This is a genomic window from Catenovulum sp. 2E275, assembly GCF_025515275.1.
Taxonomy (GTDB): domain Bacteria; phylum Pseudomonadota; class Gammaproteobacteria; order Enterobacterales; family Alteromonadaceae; genus Catenovulum.
On sequence record NZ_JAOPFU010000017.1, the window covers coordinates 36026 to 55659 of the forward strand.

The window sequence follows — 19634 nt, forward strand, 5'->3', positions numbered from 1 at the left end:
ATTATTTAAGCACTATGCAACCACTGATTGGCCTGAATAGCTAGTGCTTGTTCTATTGGCACTGGGCGCGCAATAAAATAACCTTGGGCATAATCTACGCCCAGTTCAGCCAGCATAGTGAGAGTTTCTTTATCTTCTACAAACTCAGCTACCGATTTTTTACCAAGAGATTTTGAAATATCATAAATTGCTTTAACCAAAGCTTTATCAATTGGATCGGTTTTCATATCTTTGACAAAAGAACCGTCAATTTTAACGCTTTGTGCCGGTAGCTCTTTTAAATAGCTAAAGGTGCTAAAACCTGTGCCAAAATCGTCAATTGAAAATCCACAGCCTAATAAAGTCAGGCGTTCGATCATGCGCTGAGTGGCAGATAAATTACTCAAACTGGCGCTTTCGGTTAATTCAAATATTAAGCGGGTAGGCGATACATTATATTGAGCCAATTTTTGCTCAATTAATGGGCTTAAATTTTCATCACTGAATGCATGGGCAGATAAGTTAACCGCCAGTTTTTTTAATTTGGGATATTCGGCCAGCATTTTTATTGCTTTAGCAACTACTTGATGATCAAGCAATTTAATATCTTCGCCGCGTTCAAGTGACGGAATAAAATGCCCGGGGAAAATCACTTTACCGTCAATAATTAACCTAACCAGTGCTTCATAATAAGCGACTTCGCCAGTGGCAATTTCAATTACTGGCTGAAAATGCAGCACAATATTATCTTTCGCAATGGCTTGCTGAAGCTGGTGAATCCACTCAATGGTATCGCGTAGTTTTTCACTGTCTTTATCATCTTGCGAATAAATATGTACTAAATCACGGCCACGGCGTTTTGCTACATATAAAGCAATATCCGCTTGTTTTAAATATTCATGGCTGTTTTCTTCGCCGCCTGTAATGCATACCACACCTATGCTGCAACTGATTTTATAAACCTGTTCGTTAAACTGAAAATGGCTGAGTTTTAATGCCTGACAAATTGATTCGGCAACTTCGTAAGCTTCAAGGGCGCTGGTATTATGTAATAAAACAGCAAATTCATCGCCGCCAATCCGGCATAATAAATCGTTTCTGCGAATGCGGTTTTCAATCACTTTGGATACTTCGCGTAGTACAGTATCGCCCTGATGATGGCCTTGAGAATCGTTAATCACCTTAAAGTGATCTAAATCGATGTACAACAAAGCATGGTTTGCTTTTGCTTTTTTAGCTTCTGCTGTTAATTTAGTTAGTTCATTATCAAAGTGATAACGATTATGTAAACCTGTTAAAGGGTCGTGTAGAGCTAGGTGCTCTAGCTTAAACTCAGCTTCTTTGCGTTTACTGATATCATCTATAGTAGCGGTGATAATAAACTGATTATAATTGTGTTGAGTTGCGCTAAATTTAGCCTCAACCCAAACTTCATGGCCTAATTTGTGTTCAAGTTTAAATTCTAATGATGAATGCTCAATATTAAAGCTCAGCAGTTGCTCTATTTTGGCTTGAGTTGAGTTTGGACTGGTATCTAATTTATCCCATAAAAAATGTTTTAAGTACTGGTTCTGACATTCACTAACTTTATAACCAGTTAAAGTTTGCCACGCTTTATTTAGAAATTGGATTTGACCCTGTTCATTGAGCTCTACGATCGCGGTAGTTAAGTTATTTAGGAGTTGTTGATGGGCATAAGATATTTGTCGGTAAGCTATTTCTCTCTGTTTTAATTCATTAACTTTATCGGCAAATTGCTGGTTACTGATCATAAAATCTTCGCGGCGTGAGGCTATTTCACATACTTTTCGAAGCTGATCAGCTCTAAAAGGCTTACTGATAAAATCCGCAGCGCCCTGAATAATCATTTTTTCGGCTAATTCAATTGTACCGTGTGCTGTCATCACAATTACAGGTTGCGCTGGGTTTTCCTGTAAAATTTTGGCTAATACCTGCTCACCCGACATGCCTGGTAACATTACATCCAATAAAATAATATCATGCTGTTTTTCACGCCAGAGTTTCAAACCCAGCTCTCCGCTATCAGCAACCTCTACATCAAATCTTTGTTTTAAGATTCTTTCAACAATTTCTTGAATTTCAAGGTTATCTTCAATAGCTAATAATTTTACTTTGTTATTTTGTACCAGATTAGAAGACATTGCATCTGCTAGTAATTGAGGTAATTGAGCTACTTCATTAAACGGTAGCATGAAGTTTATGCCAAATTCACGAGCCGTGGTTTCTGCAATATGTTCACACCAAGTAGAAGCAACAATAATGATCGGAATATTTTCGCTGCATCTAAAAATACCTGAACGTATCATTCGTGATAAACGCCAGCCATCAAAACCATCTATATCAATATCTGATATCACAACCTCAATAGGGTACTGGCGTAAAAAGTTGATAGCTTCAGTTGCACTTGAAGCATTGATGATTTCAAAAACCTGACTGTGATTAATGTGCGAGATCAAGATTTGAGTTTGATCTGGGTTGCTATTTACTAACAATAGCTTTATTAATCGGCTCATTTCAGTAAATATTCCGAATTTATTGTTATTGTTTTTTTGAAAATTGAATAAAGGCTGTTCATTACGTAAGTTAATAACCAGATTATATCGCCACATTTGTTAAATGAGATTAACAAATTTTTATGCTAAGTGCGAGTTAATAAATGTATGCTTTAAAGTATTGTTTATTAAAATCTTTTTTTTAATTTAAGCCATGAAATATCAAAATCCGTCAAAGTGGAATAAAAATTGTAATAGCTGAGTCAGATGCTTTTGGATTTTAAGTTTTTCAGTGAAAACTGATAAATTTTTGACGATATTAAGGTTTATTATGTTTAATCCGCGACATTTACAAGTTAAAGACTCTATTTTGCGTGCTATCTTCGTCGGTTTAATGACGCTTTTGGCCGCTTGTTCCGGATCTCTGGAAAGTGAAGACACCTCAGATAATACCCAAGACTCGTCACTCAGAGTGTATTTTAATGACGATATTGATTTGCCAATTGGCAGCCCAGAATTTGAGTTATCAGCGGCGGTTAAAGGGATAAATCCACCTTTTACTTACCTTTGGTCAGCCCAACCAAGCCGGTTTAATAGTGCGCTATCGGCTAGTGATACTGAAACAGTGATGTTTATGATTCCTGAAAATCAAACTCAGGCTGAGCAGGTTTTAATTACGCTTAAAGTGATTGATGCCACAGGTAATAGTAAAACTGATCAAATGTTTATTAATATCACAACTGATAATTCTGTGCCTATTACAGAATTTACTTTAAATGATGAAGACGGTGTTATTGACTCAGGTAAAGGTTTTAGTTTTGAAGCAGACTGGATTGATGCTGAAGATGGAGAACTGGTTCAATCAGCTAAAGTCTCAGTTGAACAAATATCCGGTGTAACATTAAGTGGTTTACCTACTGATGGTATTATTGCTGATTTTCCGATTAATGAAGGTATTACTCCGGCAATTGCCTTAATTACGGATGGACAGTTGATTAATTCAAGCTCTAGTTTAGCGACGTTAAAATTTACCTTAACAGTGACTGATACTTTAGGTGGGGTAACTACTAAAAATGTTGAAGTTGACATTTTACCAGCAATTCAATCAGCGCCAGTTGTTAGTGCTGGGCAAAATCAAGTTGTTTATCAAGGGCAGCAAGTCAAATTAACAGGGTCGGTTTCAAGTGGTGTTAGTACACAATATAAATGGACTCAGACGAGTGGTAATTTAAAATTAAATTTAGTTGGTACAGATAAAGCTAACTTAGAGTTTGAAGCACCGGATGTGACGGTCGCTACTACATTTGAACTGCAATTCATGGCAACAAATATTAGCAGTAATCGTCGAAACACAGATTTAGTGTATGTTACGGTTTTACCTATATCAGCATTTGATGGCATAAATGATACAGGTATTACTTATTGTGCCGATGCATTGAGTAATGTAAAAACCTGTCCAATTAGTAATTTTCCACGTCAGGATGCTGAATTTGGGCGAGATCCGGCCAATAATAATTTAACTTTACAGAAGTTTGGACAAGGTGAAGCTGGTTTTGATTTTACTTTAATAGATGATGCCGGCGAGGAAGTTTTTAGTGATAAAGCACCAAGTTGTATTCGTGATAATGTGACCGGATTGATTTGGGAAATTAAAACCGACTCTGGTATTCGCTCACATACACATACTTTTACTTGGTATCTGCCAGGTGATTTTAATGGTGGTGATGAAGGCGTAGCAAGCTCACCTAGCAATGCTGACTATATCGCAAGCTGTACTTTAAATTCTCAAATTACCGCCTGTAATACCCAAGCCTATATCGCTGCAGTGAATGCATCAAATTTATGTGGTGCAAGTGATTGGCGTTTACCCACAGTCAAGGAGCTAGTTTCTATTTTAAATTATGGTCAGACTAATAATAAAATGGCATTAGGCGTAAATGGCAAAGTTTTATGGCCAAATCATGCCAAGCCAGTTGCCAATGCCAGCCCAAATATTCCTTACTGGACTAGGTCATCTAGTTTATTTGGTGTTTCATCTCCAACATCACCTATTGCACCAAGAGCTTGGGTGGTTGATTTAGCAACCGGAGACGAATATAGCTATAAAAAAATAAATGCTGCAGCTGTACTGTTAGTGCGATAAAGACTGGATAAAAGTGGAGAAATCAATGAAAAAATCAATTTTAATCACAGGCATTTTATCTATTAGCGTTATCAGCCATCAGGTTTATGCATTTTGTAGTGATACAGTTGAAGCAACAGTAAACGAAGCCTTATTTGTGGTGGATGAAGAGTTAGGTGTAGTGACCGATGCAGATACAGGGCTGATGTGGTCAATTTGTAATTTAGGTGAAACTTGGTCGGCGGATGAAAAAATATGTAATGGCAGCGCTAAAAGTTATATTTGGCAAGATGCACTAAAACAATCCCAACAAAACAGGGTTGCTAACTTTTCTGATTGGCGTTTACCAAATATTAAAGAGCTTATGTCAATAATTGAACGTCAATGTGCAGAACCTGCTGTTAATTTGGCTTTGTTTCCAACAACTAAAAATGAACCTTATTGGACTTCTACCCCTGTATTTAACTCAAATTCGGACAATCAGGTTTGGGCTGTACAGTTTAAAGAAGGTAGCAATCACGAAAGTTTAAAGTCCCGTACAGCTTTAACTAGATTGGTGCGTAAAGTTACCGCTACAGAATAATAAAAAGATAAAGTTGAAATATGACTTTATAGCAATATTTCATCTTTATATAAGTAAATGTTATGTATAAAACATGTTGTTTAAATGGTAAATTAAATACTATTTACTAAATTTAAACCAACGGATTATTTATGCCTTTAGGCAACTAAGTTAATTAAGGATAAATCTTATGGACTATAAAAACTTAGCGTCTCACGCGAAACCAGTCAAAAGTCATGCACCAGTCACTTGGTTTTTAGTTTTAAGTGCTCCTATTTTTATTGCAGTTTTATTAGTTTTATTTGTTCCAAACTTAAATATAACTCAACAAATCTTAGTCATTTTATGTGGTTTAGTTATTTTACTTGGAGCTCAGTTATATAAAGCATATAAGGAATATAAGGAATACATTCAGGCACGCAGTTAACTACTCAATTGGAGACGACTGTTCGGGTGTTGTTTTAAAATAATATTTGGGTATTTTGAGTTTTAAATTAGAGTTTGGACTGTTATTAAAAATCACTTTAGGGGTGTAATTAACCCAGTCGGTTTGTTTGCTGATTTTTAACTCGTCATTAAATTCTAAAATGGTAGTAAAGCGCCAAGGTCCTAATTGTACGCCCTGATAAATAAAAGGCATAAAATAACCTTGGATAATGGCTTTGTTTTGATCAAAACTGATTTGCTCTGTTACTAAATGACTGGCAGAGCGGCCTAAAGAAAAATCAGGATCTTCCCAGTTTAAATAGGTTTTAATCGCTTTACTGCCTACAGCCTGCTCACCTCTTATGACATCTTCGATTACGGCATCTGCAGCATAAAAGCTTAAAAATAATTCAAAATCTTCACGAAATGCATAGGTTTTTAAAAACAAAGAGACTTTTTGCTGTAAATCTTGTTGGCTAAATTGCGCTTTTTTTTGGGTTGATTGACAAGCGCTTAGCACTAAAATAAAGCTGCTGATAATGCAGGTTAAAATGATTTTTTTCATTTAGACAAAAAGCTCCAGTAAATCATTTAAATATCTGTGACCATGTTGAGTCACTTGCCAATGTGTAGTGGTTTCTTCGATTAGATTTAAATTGACTGCTTTTTGCAGCATAGGTTCAACGCTCGCTAAATCCATTCCGGTGAACTGACTAAATTCTGCTTTTGGGCATGCACGTTTTAATCTAAAGCGATTCATAAAGTATTCAAAAGGCATGTCGTCAGCTTCGATATAACGGGTGTTGTAGGTATAATCCTGCGTTTTATCTAAATATCCTTTAGGATGTTTTACTTTTTCATAGCGCAAAATTTGGTTAGTTTTTGGTAGGGTAATTTTACCGTGCGCACCACAACCAATCGCTAAATAGTCACCAAATTGCCAATAATTTAAATTATGTTTAGATTCAAAACCACTCTGGCAATAAGCACTAATTTCGTATTGCTGATAACCATGTTGAGCCAATAAAGCTTGCCCCTGAGTTTGAATGTCCCACAAAATATCATCTTCCGGTAATTTTGGCGGACGAGAAGCAAACAAGGTATTTTCTTCAATGGTCAACTGATACCAAGAGATATGCTGGGGTTTTAAATCAATAACTTGTTGTAAATCAGATAAGGCTTGTGTCAGTGTTTGGTTTGGTAAACCATGCATTAAATCTAAATTAAATGAGTTTAAGCCAATTTCACCTGCTAACTTGGCTGCACGTTTAGCTTCTTCCGGGTTATGAATACGGCCTAATAAATTTAATTGCTGGCTTTGCAAGCTTTGCACTCCAATTGAAAACCGGTTAACCCCAGCTTGTTTAAACCCTTTAAATTTTTCAATTTCAAATGTGCCCGGATTCGCCTCAAGTGTTATTTCACAGTGCTGAGCCAAAGGTAAAAGTGCTTTTACGCCAGCTAAAATTCGTGCGATTCCGGCGGCACTAAAAATACTCGGTGTGCCACCGCCAAAAAAGATACTTTGAATAGACCGCCCTTGAGCCAAGGCTAAATCTTGTTTTAAATCATCCAGTAAACAATCAATATATTCGTCTTCCGGAATCGGATTTTTCACCGCATGCGAATTAAAATCGCAATAAGGACACTTTTGCACACACCAAGGAATATGAATATACAGGCTTAAATCGGGCAGTTGCAGCATTTATAAAATCTGACCTAATTTTTGTTTTAATAAAGCCAATGCTTGACCACGGTGGCTAAGCATATTTTTAGTTTGTGGCGGTAGCTGTGCGCTGGTGCAATTTTGTGCCTCAAGCCAAAAAATAGGATCGTAACCAAACCCGTTATCACCTTGTGGTTGCTCGATAATTTGACCTTCCCAGCTACCCTGACAAATTAGCGGAGTCGGATCGTTTTCATGGCGCATATAAACTAATACACACTGAAACCGTGCGCTACGCTGCAAAGCTGGGACGTCTTTCAGCTCAGTTAATAACTTTTGTAAATTGTCTTGGTCATTGGCATTTTCACCAGCATAACGCGCCGAATAAATTCCCGGTGCGCCATTTAAATAATCAACTTCCAACCCAGAATCATCAGCAATCGCCGGTAAACCTGTTTGTTTACAAGCGTTGCGGGCTTTTAATATTGCGTTTTCGACAAAGGTGAGTCCGGTCTCGTCAGCCTCTGTCACATTAAATTCAGACTGGGCCAGAATTTGAACCTTGGCATCCGCCAGCATTTGGTTGAGTTCTTTGACTTTACCTTGGTTACCGGTCGCTAAAACAATTTTTTTAATCATACATTTTGCTCTGTTTGTTCATAAATAATACAAAGTTGGGCATGTGTTTTGTATTTATTTAATTTGCTGCGCAGTATACTGTTATCCTTAATGAATACCAACTTTGTACTATCCGCAATGGTTAAGCTTAAAAGGAGTCTTTATGTCGATTAAATTATATGGTTCAAAAACTTCTCCGTATGTTCGTCGTATTCGTATCTTGTTAGAAAACCAAGATTTTCAGTTTGAACTGGTTGATTTATATAACGATGAGGCAAGGGCACAATATGCTTTGTTAAATCCACTTAAAAAAATGCCTATGTTGGACGATAATGGCCAGAAAATTTTTGATTCGCATGTGATTGCTGATCATATTCAGCAAAAATTTAATTTACCCAAACCAACCCTTGCGCAGTTAAATTTAGTGAGTGCGGTTGATGCGGTTACAGATTCATTGATCATTTTGTTTTATGGTAAACGCTCTGAATTTGAAATCAGTAAAGATAAACTGATTTTTCAATTACAACTTGAACGCATACCAGATGTTTTAACTTATTTAGAAAAAGAAGCGGAAACAGGAGCATTTGAGCAATGGCATTATGCCAGTATCGCGTTAATGACACTTATTAACTGGATTGAATTCAGAAGCTTATACGACTTAACGCCTTATAAAGCATTATTAAAAGCAGTTGATTTACATCGTGATAAAGCGATAGTGAAAGAGACTATGCCGGAATAAATTTTAAAAAAATGTTTAATTATATAGTGTGAATTTAAATCTGGTTCGTTTCATATTTGATCATGTATTTTTAACAAGGTGTAAATATGAAATATGTTTTATTGGCTGTGCTGACTTGTTTTAGTATTGTGGGATATGCGCAGCCAATTACTTCAACTCTCTATATTAAAACAGCAGGGAATCCGGCAAAAAATTATGCTGTTAACTGGCAGGTAATTGGTACTGGTAAGTGGCAATTAAAAAGCCAATTTAATCATTTAGATATTGTTGTAAAACAACAAAAAGATAGTTATCAATTTTCAATTCAAGCTAAACAAAGCGTTAATTTTAATCTGCAAAATTTTTATTCAACGGCATTTCAATATGATCAGGTTGAATTTTTAATGCCTGGGTTGTGGTATAAAAAAAATGCACGTTCTTCATTAGGTGCGCCGTCTATTTACGAAGCCCAAAACTGGAGCTTTAGAGAGGACAGATTAAGTACACCATTAACCGGTTTATTCGATACTCAATCAGGTTCAGCCATTACTATTTTACGGTTAGATTCACTCACTCAAGAGTCACTGGCGGTGCCAGGTATTGGCGAAATGATCTTAAATACTCATTCCGATTTGGGCAGCTTAGGCTTTGGACAAACCGATAAAAATGCGTATTTACAATTTGGCTATCCGTATCAGGAAGCACCTAAAACTTATTTGAGAAAACTTACCTTAGCGCCCGAAACTATGGCTTTTGTTAGTTTAAATAAAGGTGAAAAAATCACTTTAAATTATCAGATAACAAAAAGTAAAACGGAAAATTTTTCTCATTTTGTTAAACAAACATGGCAATACAGTATAGATACCAATCAGCCTGAACCTTTAACTAATGCAATGGCAACTAAAGAGGTCAAAGCGCAATTAAGTCAATTTTATAAACAAAGTTTTTTAACACATGATGATCTTGCAGGATTCTCCGGTGTGCATTTAAGAACAGATATTGCCGAGAAAAAAGCATTTTTCGAAATTGGTTTTGTTGGCCGGGTATTGCTTAATGCGTTTAATGCACTTGAATATGGTGAGCAAGTCAATGATCCGCAATTGGTAAAAATGGCTGAACAAATATTTGCCAGTTATTTAGCAAGTGGATTTAATCAGCAAGGGTTTTTAAGAGAAGTTGTTAACTATGAGCACCCTAACCCAGAGTTAGCCAATACATTATCTATTCGCCGACAGTCAGAAGGTATTTATGCTGCGCTGTTATATATGCAGTATCAAAAACAAAAAGGGGAAGACGTAACATTATGGGAGCAAAAGATCCGGCATTTGTTAAATCAGCTTAAAACTCTGCAAAATAAACAAGGCGCATTCGCGCGTAAATTTTCGCCTGAATCAGAGATTATTGATGATGCCGGTGGCAGTAGTCCGTCAGCCGTTTTAGCTTATGTGATGGCATATAAATATTTTAACGATGTTCAATATTTGGATGTTGCACGACATACAGCCGATTATTTAGAGCATGAAATTGTGACACCTGCGGAATATTTTTCGTCTACTTTAGATGCTAATTGTGTTGATAAAGAAGCGGCATTTTATACCGCAATGGCTTTATATTATTTAGCTTTGGTGACAGAAAATTCAGAGCAACAAAAATATATAAACTTACTTGAGCAGGCTAATTATTTTGTCATGTCATGGTATTACACCTGGGATGTGCCATTTGCTAAAGGGCAAATGTTAGGAGATGTTGGTTTTAAAACCCGTGGCTGGGGTAATGTGTCGGTTGAAAATAATCATGTTGATGTCTTTATTTTTGGCTACCTTGATGTTTTGAATTGGCTGGCTAAACAAAATGGCGATCAACGCTTAATTAATTTTGCAAAAGTGATTGAATCTTCTATGAAAAGCCAATTATTACCACGTAAAGGACAAATGTTTAATATTGGCAAAGTAGGGTATTATCCAGAGGTTGTTCAGCATACTAATTGGGATTATGGTCACTTTGGGAAAGGCTTTTACAACGATATTTTTGCGCCGGGTTGGGTGGTTGCCTCATTATGGGAAATGCTAACCCCAAATCGCGCAGCGCAGTTTTTACAGCCAGAATAAGCTAAACGGATTTTTAAGCGATTAAATTAACATTTTTGATAAATAATTTATAAATTATGTTAATTTAATCAATCCCGTTATTTCAGCCAGAGCTAACAATTATTCAATGAAGCTGTTAAAAACGAATATTAGTTCGTTAATTTTGAGTTTATCTGCCGCAATCTATAGTTTTACCAGCGCAGCAGCCGATGCAGGAAAAATTAACTTTAATATTACGGAAACTAGAGCTGAATTATCTTTATTGCAGTTTGCCTCACAGGCCAAGCTGCCATTTTTTATTTCTTATGAGCTAGTCAATGGAGTTAAAACTAATCCTTTAGTTGGTGAATATACACTGAGTGAAGCCGTTTCTGTATTATTTAATCAAACCAAACTGACCGGCGTTATTGAACACTCTGGTCGGTTTGTTTTAAAAAAATCCCAGCCTTTACCTCAAATCGAACTGACTTCAAACAATGAAAATACCCATATTATTGAACATAAACCTGAAAAAGAGCAGGTTGAAACTATCCAAGTGGTTGGTTTGAATAATGATTTACCTAATTATTTGCAGGTGAAACAAGTTACTGAAGAGGTGCAAGAGCGCATTGGCCGTTCACAAATATCAGCCCAGCCAGCTAAAAACTTAACCGATAATCTGCAAAAAAGTGTAGGGATTTCAATTGCCCGCAGTATAGGTGAAGGGGGTGATGTTTCTGTGCGAGGGTTTGGGCCTGATTATAATGTAACAACAGTAAATGGACGTACGATAGCCACAAGCAAAGAAAGTCGTAATTTTGATTTTAGAATCTTACCCAGTGATTTTGTAAAAAATATAGATATTGTTAAATCTGCGCCTGCCGATTTAAGTGCTGGCAGTATAGGGGCTAATATTGATATTACGACTAGCCGTCCATTTGATTATGATGGTTTACATATAGATAGTCGCTTTGGTTTAAATACTAGTGAATTGCGCCCTGAATACGGTACTCACTTTTCTACTTTATTTAGCAATACTTTTTTTGATAACCAAATTGGGTTTATGTTTGGTGTATTACAAGACCGATCTTTATACCGGGTAGACAGATATACGACTCAGAGGTTAGCTCAATCTAATATTCTGCCAGAAAATTTGCAGTATCCGGTGTTAAATACAGAAGGTGAAACAGTTGACGTCGAAACGCTGCGTAGACCTCTTCGGATGATTTTTGATGTACAAAACGGCGAAAAAAGAAGAGAAACAATTAACTCTGTGCTGCAATGGAAAAATGCAACCAGTGGCTTGCATACACTGGATTTAATTTATGCCAGATACCGGCGAGATTCGTTTTCATCCGGTGTACAAATTCCCGGCCAATCGCCTAATTATAAAAATGTCGTGGTTGATAAAAACAGTACCTTAGTTCAGGCCGATATTTTTGATAATAATCTCGATGCTGTATTTGAACAGCAAGTGGAAGACGTTGAAACCTTAGCGTTAGGTTACAACATTAAATTTAATTGGGCCGGGTGGTGGTACAACTTTGATATGTCACATTCAACCGCTTCGGCTTATGAAACCTTAAATGCGTTAATTCCGCATTATGTTGGTGGGGAAAATAAAATCATACATTTGGATTTTTCACAAAGTGATATTTTGTCGGCTACGACCAATATTCCTTTGGGTGATAGAACACAAATTGCAGCACACTGGAATGGCCGGCTCGATTATTATTTAAAAGATGAAGTTAACGAAATTAAACTCGACAGCCGTTATTTGTTTGATGAAGGATTTGTTGAAGAGTTAAATTTTGGTATCGCTTATTTTGCAAGAGATAAATCGCATGACCAATATAAATGGAATGATGATTATCAATGTGCGCCTTGTGGTGGTTTGATCGATTTGCCTAATTATTTATTTAAGGTTGTTGAATATCCTAACTTTTTAGAAAACGCTGGTGGGAGTCGGCCTAATCGTTGGTTAATGCTGACAGATGTTGAAGCTTATAATTTAAAAATCCAAAATATTATGGAGGAGCAGGGGATAGTCCCAGATGGTGAAAAATGGAATCAAACATTATTTGACCCCTCGGCGTCATATCAAAACCATGAACAAAATTTATCTTTATATTCTAAATTAAATTTTACCGGTGAAGTTGAACAGTTTGATTGGCGAGCCAGTATTGGCGCAAGGTATTTAACATTTAAAAATATCTCAGATGGTTTTATACAACAGATTGAACGTATTGATATTGATCCTAATTCAAGTGATCAGGAGCTTAGGCTAAAGCTTTCATACAGTGAACCCCAACCCGCGCAGGCTAAATCAAATAGTTATTATTTTTTACCCAGTGCTAATTTAGCGCTTAATTTTCATAATGGTTATCACTTAAAAGCGGCAGCCGCAAGAGTGATTAGTTTTCCGAAAATTGAAGAGTTGGGGATTAATAAAAAATTTACCTCTGATGATAGCGGCACTGTGTTGTTAAGTGGTGGTAATCCAAACTTAAAGCCTTATTCGGCCACGCAATATGATTTAGCGCTGGAGTATTATGCTGATAAAGGGCACGCTTATTCATTAGCTTTTTTCCATAAAAATATTGATACTTTTATTTCGACTTCTAGCTTTGAGCGTCCTTTTCAGGGGGAAGTCAGCGATGAAGTTAAACAAAGACGTGAGCAAATTGTTGAGTTGGTTAATACCAGTGAAAACATTTCTGGTGGTTCTATTTTAGGGGTTGAGTTTTCATCGCGTTTTAATTTAGTACAGTGGTGTTCGGTATGTGAAAGCTTTACAACAGAGTTTAACTATACCCAAATTATCAATAATAAAATCAACTCAGATCCAATTGACTTGGTAGCGGTTAAAGAACCGGAAAATATTATTGAAGGTTTATCTGAGAGCGCATTTAATTTTAATCTGGATATTAATTTTGGTGGGTTTTTCAGCTTTTTTTCGTATAGCTGGCGTAGTGATTATTTACATGCAAGACAAGGTATACGAACGGGTGGCATACCGGAACACACCGAAGCATCAGGGCAATTAGACGGACGTTTAGGTTTTAAGTTTAATCAAAAGTTTGAAGTTTTTTTAGATGCGTTTAATTTAACCCGTTCTGCGCATTTAGAATATGCCGATGTGCGTAGTCGGGTGACTCATTTTGAGGATACTGGGATCAGTTATCATTTGGGATTAAGAAAACGCTGGTAGTGTATTTTGGTTTTTGAATCGTTAATACAATAAAGCCGGCTAAAATATGCTTGAAATAGTTTGGGTAAAATAGAGTCAGAGTGACAGTTGAGTATTTAAATGAGTAGTAAAGAACAAATTTTTTTAACGCCGTTTATCGCGCTGCGAAAGAGTATTTCGCATTATGTGTCGCGTATTGTACCTCCGGCGGATGTTGAAGACATAGTGCAGGATACTTATGTCAAACTCTGTTCTATAGAAGATAAAGACCCTAATAAATATAACAAATCTTTTTTATATACAGTGGCAAAAAATTTAGCGCTGGATCATTTAAAAAAGGCAGATAATAAGCTCACAGATAAAGTTGAAGATGAAAGTGAGTACCATACAGAAGATAGCGATAAGTTATTTGATGAAGCCGTAACCAACGAACAATTTGGCCAATTTTGTAAAACTGTGCAGCAAATGCCAGCTCAAAGCCGGAAAATTTTTGTGCTGCGAAAAGTGTACGGATTTAGCCAGCAGGAAATCGCTGATCAGCTAGGGATTAGCGTTAATACAGTATCTAATCAATTAGTGAACGGAATGAAGCAGTTTAGTAAACTCCAGCAAACTCAATTAACCAATCAGCAAAATAGTCAATCTATTCAGCGGGGTCATTATAATGAAAAATAATGTCATTCAAATGTCTCAGCATAGCGCCTATTCACAGGACAAAATTGATGAGCAGGCTCTGCACTGGCTAATGGAATTAGATCGAGGTGATATGTCTGAATTCAGAAAGCTTGAGTTAGTGAGTTGGATTAATTTATCCGATAAACATAAGCAAAGTTTGCTGGCACATGCCAAATTATGGGATGAATTAGATGTATTATCTGAACTAGCTGACATTATTCCTTATCAGGCTCAAAATACAGTTAAGAAACCAAAATATTATTTATATGCAGCTTCGGTTGTGATGGTTGTACTTATGGCTGCATTTATTAGTTATTTTAGCTTTATGCAGCAACCACACATGCAGCCGGCGAATCAAATTGCTTTTAAACAAAGCTATCAAACAGAAAAAGGGGAAATTAAACAAATTAAATTGCCCGATGGTTCACTGCTAACATTAAATACCGATAGCCGAGTCACTGCTCAATTTGATCTTAATTACCGAAATATTGAGCTTGAACATGGTGAACTTCATATCAAAGTTGCTCATAACAGTGAAAAGCCACTAAATATATTAGTAGACGATAAAATGATTCAGGCGGTTGGCACTGCATTTAATGTTCAGTATTTAGCTAAAGATGATATTCAGCTGATAGTATCGGAAGGCAAAGTCATGTTGGCACAAAATAAATTACTTAATGATAAAGTTAATTTTGCCAAATTAGACAAACCTTTAAATCAAACTTTATTAGTGCAGGCTGGACAAAAACTGGCAATTGATGATGCACACTCGATCAACAGTTTAAAAGCTTTAGTTGAAGATATTTCTGCTAATTTAGAGGTTAATTTATCTTGGTTAAGTGGGAGTTTAACATTTTCTGGCGAGCCGATGGCTGAGGCAATTGCTCAGGTAAACCGGTATTTAAAACATCCAATTCAATTAGCGGATGAAGTAAAATCCATTCGGGTAATTGGCCGTTTTGAACAAGGTAAACTGGATAGTTTTTTAAATGATTTACAACGTAATTTTGAGGTTCGTTTATCTCAAAATTCAGCAGGCGAAATCTTTTTAAGTAAAAAATAAATTTTTTTAGATTTGGCTTAGTGCATTTTTTTGAGTCAGTCGTTTTATGTAGTAGATATGTGAATATCTAATTAAATAAATGTTTATATAATGATTTTTTATTTGTCGCTAAACATTTAAAGTTAATACATAAACGATAAAGAGAAGAATATGAAAGCTCCAAAAATGCACTTTAAATTTTCAGCTTTAGCGCTGGCAACTCTCACCGCATTTTCTGCCCAACACAGCTATGCTGCTCAAAATGAGCAGGATAGTGCCGAAAAAGAGCCCGAAGTTATTATGGTTACTGGCCTGAGAAACAGCTTAGGTATGGCAGCCGATCTTAAACGCTCATCAGATTCTGTTGTTGAATCAATTGTTTCAGATGATATTGGTAAATTCCCGGATACGACAACAGCCGCTGCACTGCAACGAGTACCTGGAATTCAGGTGGTGATGGGCGATAATAACGAAGTTGTTAGCCCTCTTATCCGTGGTATCGGTGATATCTTAACTACATTGGACGGACGTGAAATTTTCACAGGTGTTGGCCGTGGTTTTGCTTTTCAAGATTTACCGGCAGAAGCTTTATCTGGAGCCGATGTTTATAAATCTAACACAGCTGATTTAACCGAAGGCGGTGTTGCTGGTGTGATTAATTTAAAATTACACAAACCGCTTAATTTTAAAGAAGGTGTCACTACTGCGTTAAATGCCCGAGTATTTAAAGGCAGCAATGAAGACTCTGCCAGCTATGCAACCGGTGCTTTAGTTTCTAACCGTTGGACGAATGGGGAAGATGAGTTTGGTGCATTATTAAATGTTTCTTATTCAGACATTAATTTTGATCGTCCGGTGTCTTTTAACTGTGATCCTCGTTCTGGAAGTAATGGTCCTGCCGGTGGTGACGGGGTTATTTTACCAACTTGTGTTGGTGGGGTAAGCCAGTACGGTGATTACCAAAGACCTCAATTTAATACAGCACTACAATGGCGGATGCCAAGCGGTTTAGAGTTATATTTAGATGGTATTTACACTGAATATAAATCGCGTTGGGAATCTGACTTTGTTTTCTCTGATATTTTTGCTGCACAAAGTATTACCAATGTGGTTCCTTCTTCAAATTGTGCTCAGTACAGTATTGATGGCGCTGGTTTTTATGCAGCAGAAAATGGCGAAATTCAAGATTTATGTATTGCCGAATCTGCTACGTTTAATAATGTTCCGGGCTTATCAAGCACTCAAGCAAAAGACAGCGGAACCGATCAGTTTTTAATTGGCACTGGTGCTCGTTATAAGCAAGATGATTATGAACTGGATTTTGATGTATCGTATCAAAGATCACATACGCATAACCGGACAATTATTGTTGATATTGGTAAACAAATCGACAGAGTTGATGTTGTGGTTGATGCTGGTGGATATGGCACAACTAGCATGCCGGGCGATCCGTTAAGTAATGCGGATGACTTTAGATTTGCTAATGGCTTACATCAGGATTTAAACGATGCAGTAGGTACTTTATTTGCGGTTGAAAGTAACGGTAAATATTATTTAAACGATGGGCTATTCAAAGAGCTTCAATTTGGTGCCAGATACGCTGATCGTGAATCTGTATTTAGAGCGAATGTAGCGGGTGGACCTGCTGCACCGGGTGGAAACCGAGTAACTTTGGTTGATTCGGTTGGTTTACCTGATGACTTTTTAATACCATCTCCAACCAGTATTCCGTACATTAACGGTGGTCAAAAATGGATGACACCTGACCGAGACTTTTTATTAGACCATACTGATGTGCTACGCGAAATTTATGGTGCAGAACCGGGTGATCCAGATTGGGCAGCGGAAAGAAACTATGATGCGACAGAGCAAACCCTATCTGCTTATTTACAAGGTAAATATGCAGCAGAGGTTGCTGGATTTTATGTGGATGGTTTAGTTGGTTTACGTGCAACCCGAACCTCGCGTGATTTAACCGGTACAGGTTTAGTAACGCCACAAGCAACAGATGAAAATCCAAACCCAGTAGCTGAGCCAACTACTGTGACTAACTCAACCAGCGATACCAGCTTATTACCAAATATAAGTGCACGGGTTGAATTGGTCGATGATTTACAATTACGTTTAACCGCAGCTAAAACAATTTCGCAACCGGCATTTGGTGATTTAAATCCGGGTTTAACTTATCAAGTTCCATTAAATGCTAACGTTCGTCCAAATGGTAGCGGCGGTAACCCAGAGTTAAAACCACAAAAGTCAAACGCGTTTGATGCAACGTTAGAATACTATTTTGCACCAACCAGTTATGTGGCCGCTGCTGTTTATTACCGTACGCTGAAAGACAGAGTAATGGTACAAACTACAACAGAAACAATTGACGGTATTGAATATAATATTTCCCGCCCACGTAATGCGGCCGATGCCACGTTACAAGGAATAGAATTATCAAGTCAGTTATTTTTAGATTCAGTTTACAAAAACTTACCTAAAGCGCTTGATGGTGTTGGGGTTATGGCTAACTTCACAATTGCCGACAGTGAAATCACTACCAAAGGTGATCCGCTCGAAGGTGAACCATTACAAGGGGTTTCAAAGTACAGCTACAACTTAGGTTTATTGTATGAAAATCATGGTTTTACCGGACGTATGGTATATACCTTCCGTTCAAAATATAGTGAAGCTTTATTAAATACAATTCGTCCAGTTGGCGATGGTCCTCAATTTAATATGGTAAAAGATACGGGTCGTTTAGATCTTTCATTGGCTTACGACATCAATGAAAACTTTACGGTATCAATTGATGGTACAAACTTAACCGGTAATAAATATTACAGCTATTTTGAAACCACTGCTTTCCCGCATGATGTACGCGACGATGAAAAAACCATAGGTATGAGTATTCGCGCCAAATTCTAAGGTGTTCTCCCACACAAGTGGTTCAGCTTTTTACAGGCTGCGCCACTTTCTTTTAATTTATAGTGGAACTGAATTATGAAATTTTGTCGTATTTTATCCGCAGCAGCGCTTGTGATTAGTACGTTAAGCAGCACATTGAGTTTTGCCGGCCAACCAAATCCACCGGGGCAAGTTAAAGCAGGTGAACAAGCTGTTAATCAGGCTTACCTGTTTGCACACATGACGCATGAAGATTATGGCCGTTTATATTATTCGGTAAGTTTAGATGGTTTACATTGGTATAGATTAAATAATAGCGAGCGTGTACTAAATGATTATCAAGGTCATCCTGACATTACTAAAGGACCAGGTGGTAGTTACTATATTGCCGGTAATACCAGTGATTCATCGCCAGAAATTAATATTTGGCGTTCAACCGATTTAATTAGCTGGCATAAGCATTCAACTTATACGCCTAATTTAAACGTAACTCCCGATTATCAGCCACTTCAGCGAATTGGTGCGCCTAAATTATTTTATGATAATGACAGTCAGCAATTTGTGATGAGCTGGCATACTCCTCACTTGGAAGGAACCAAAGCCGATCCTGAACGTTACTGGAATAGCCAGAGAACTCTGTATGTCACATCTAAAGATTTAAAAACCTTTAATTCTGTGCCACACAAATTATTTGACTGGGATATAGGTACAATTGATGTATTTATTCGTAAAGCACAGGGTAAATATTGGAGCATTATCAAAGATGAACGCTATCCGACCTTAGACTGGCCAACAGGTAAAACTATTCGTATCGCCAGTTCAGATAACTTATTGGGTCCATATACTAATTTAAGCGCGCCGATCAGCCCTAATTTTAGAGAAGCGCCTATGCTAATTCCTTCGCCTAACGGTAAAGCTTGGTATATGTATTATGAGCAATATCCGGGAGTATCTTACGGTTTATCGGTTGCTGATGATTTAAATGGGCCTTGGTATCAAATTTCGGGTTATACCTTTTTTGCTGATTGGGATAAATACTCAATGCCAGCTCAGTTAAGACATGGCTGCATGATTACGATTTCTAAAGCTGAATACAGCAAGTTGGTGGCTCAGTTTGGCATAGATAAAAGTGGTCGCTGAGGATTAAGATGAGTAGCACAGT

14 protein-coding genes are annotated in these 19634 nt (G+C 37.1%); 10 read left to right on the forward strand and 4 right to left on the reverse strand.

What is annotated here, in order from left to right; translation table 11 throughout:
• Positions 1-5 precede the first annotated feature (5 nt).
• Entirely contained in the window at positions 6-2513 is a 2508-nt protein-coding gene (locus tag N7931_RS10020; protein WP_262793792.1) for an EAL domain-containing protein, read from the reverse strand.
• Between the two features lie 310 nt (positions 2514-2823).
• On the opposite strand from N7931_RS10020, the gene N7931_RS10025 reads away from it, so the two are divergent.
• The 3 genes from N7931_RS10025 (at position 2824) to N7931_RS10035 (ending at position 5603) form a co-directional block, all read left to right on the forward strand.
• The gene (locus tag N7931_RS10025) at positions 2824-4635 is read left to right on the forward strand and encodes a DUF1566 domain-containing protein (protein ID WP_262793793.1); all 1812 of its coding nucleotides are present in this window, start codon (positions 2824-2826) and stop codon (positions 4633-4635) included.
• 25 nt (positions 4636-4660) lie between these two features.
• Entirely contained in the window at positions 4661-5197 is a 537-nt protein-coding gene (locus tag N7931_RS10030; protein ID WP_262793794.1) for a DUF1566 domain-containing protein, read from the forward strand.
• Between the two features lie 169 nt (positions 5198-5366).
• Positions 5367-5603, forward strand: a complete 237-nt coding sequence (locus N7931_RS10035; RefSeq protein WP_262793795.1) for a hypothetical protein — start codon at positions 5367-5369, stop codon at positions 5601-5603.
• Here the strand turns inward: N7931_RS10035 and N7931_RS10040 are convergent, their stop codons facing one another.
• Genes N7931_RS10040 through N7931_RS10050 form a run of 3 tightly spaced genes read right to left on the reverse strand, consistent with a single transcriptional unit; the run spans position 5604 to position 7907 of the window.
• Positions 5604-6167 (reverse strand): hypothetical protein, encoded by a 564-nt coding sequence (locus N7931_RS10040; protein ID WP_262793796.1) that lies wholly within the window; start codon positions 6165-6167, stop codon positions 5604-5606.
• On the reverse strand, positions 6168-7304 hold the full coding sequence (hemW, locus tag N7931_RS10045; protein ID WP_262793835.1) for a radical SAM family heme chaperone HemW: 1137 nt from the start codon (positions 7302-7304) through the stop codon (positions 6168-6170).
• 3 nt (positions 7305-7307) lie between these two features.
• Positions 7308-7907 (reverse strand): XTP/dITP diphosphatase, encoded by a 600-nt coding sequence (locus tag N7931_RS10050; protein ID WP_262793798.1) that lies wholly within the window; start codon positions 7905-7907, stop codon positions 7308-7310.
• Positions 7908-8049: 142 nt separating this feature from the next.
• Between N7931_RS10050 and N7931_RS10055 the strand changes: the two genes are divergently transcribed.
• The 7 genes from N7931_RS10055 to N7931_RS10085 all read left to right on the forward strand — a co-directional run bounded on the left by N7931_RS10055 (position 8050) and on the right by N7931_RS10085 (position 19612).
• Positions 8050-8625 (forward strand): glutathione S-transferase family protein, encoded by a 576-nt coding sequence (locus N7931_RS10055; RefSeq protein WP_262793799.1) that lies wholly within the window; start codon positions 8050-8052, stop codon positions 8623-8625.
• 86 nt (positions 8626-8711) lie between these two features.
• Positions 8712-10712 (forward strand): hypothetical protein, encoded by a 2001-nt coding sequence (locus tag N7931_RS10060; protein ID WP_262793800.1) that lies wholly within the window; start codon positions 8712-8714, stop codon positions 10710-10712.
• Between the two features lie 106 nt (positions 10713-10818).
• Positions 10819-13881 (forward strand): TonB-dependent receptor, encoded by a 3063-nt coding sequence (locus tag N7931_RS10065; RefSeq protein WP_262793801.1) that lies wholly within the window; start codon positions 10819-10821, stop codon positions 13879-13881.
• Between the two features lie 99 nt (positions 13882-13980).
• Positions 13981-14535, forward strand: coding sequence for an RNA polymerase sigma factor (locus N7931_RS10070; RefSeq protein WP_262793802.1), 555 nt, complete (start codon positions 13981-13983; stop codon positions 14533-14535).
• A complete protein-coding gene (locus tag N7931_RS10075) occupies positions 14525-15598 on the forward strand; it encodes a FecR family protein (RefSeq protein ID WP_262793804.1) in 1074 nt (357 codons plus the stop codon). Before N7931_RS10070 ends, N7931_RS10075 begins: the two co-directional genes overlap by 11 nt.
• A 150-nt stretch (positions 15599-15748) precedes the next feature.
• The gene (locus tag N7931_RS10080; RefSeq protein WP_262793806.1) at positions 15749-18493 is read left to right on the forward strand and encodes a TonB-dependent receptor; all 2745 of its coding nucleotides are present in this window, start codon (positions 15749-15751) and stop codon (positions 18491-18493) included.
• A gap of 75 nt (positions 18494-18568) precedes the next feature.
• Positions 18569-19612 carry a glycoside hydrolase family 43 protein gene (locus N7931_RS10085; RefSeq protein WP_262793808.1) on the forward strand — a complete coding sequence of 348 codons (1044 nt, stop codon included), beginning with the start codon at positions 18569-18571 and terminating at the stop codon, positions 19610-19612.
• The last annotated feature ends 22 nt before the right edge of the window (positions 19613-19634 follow it).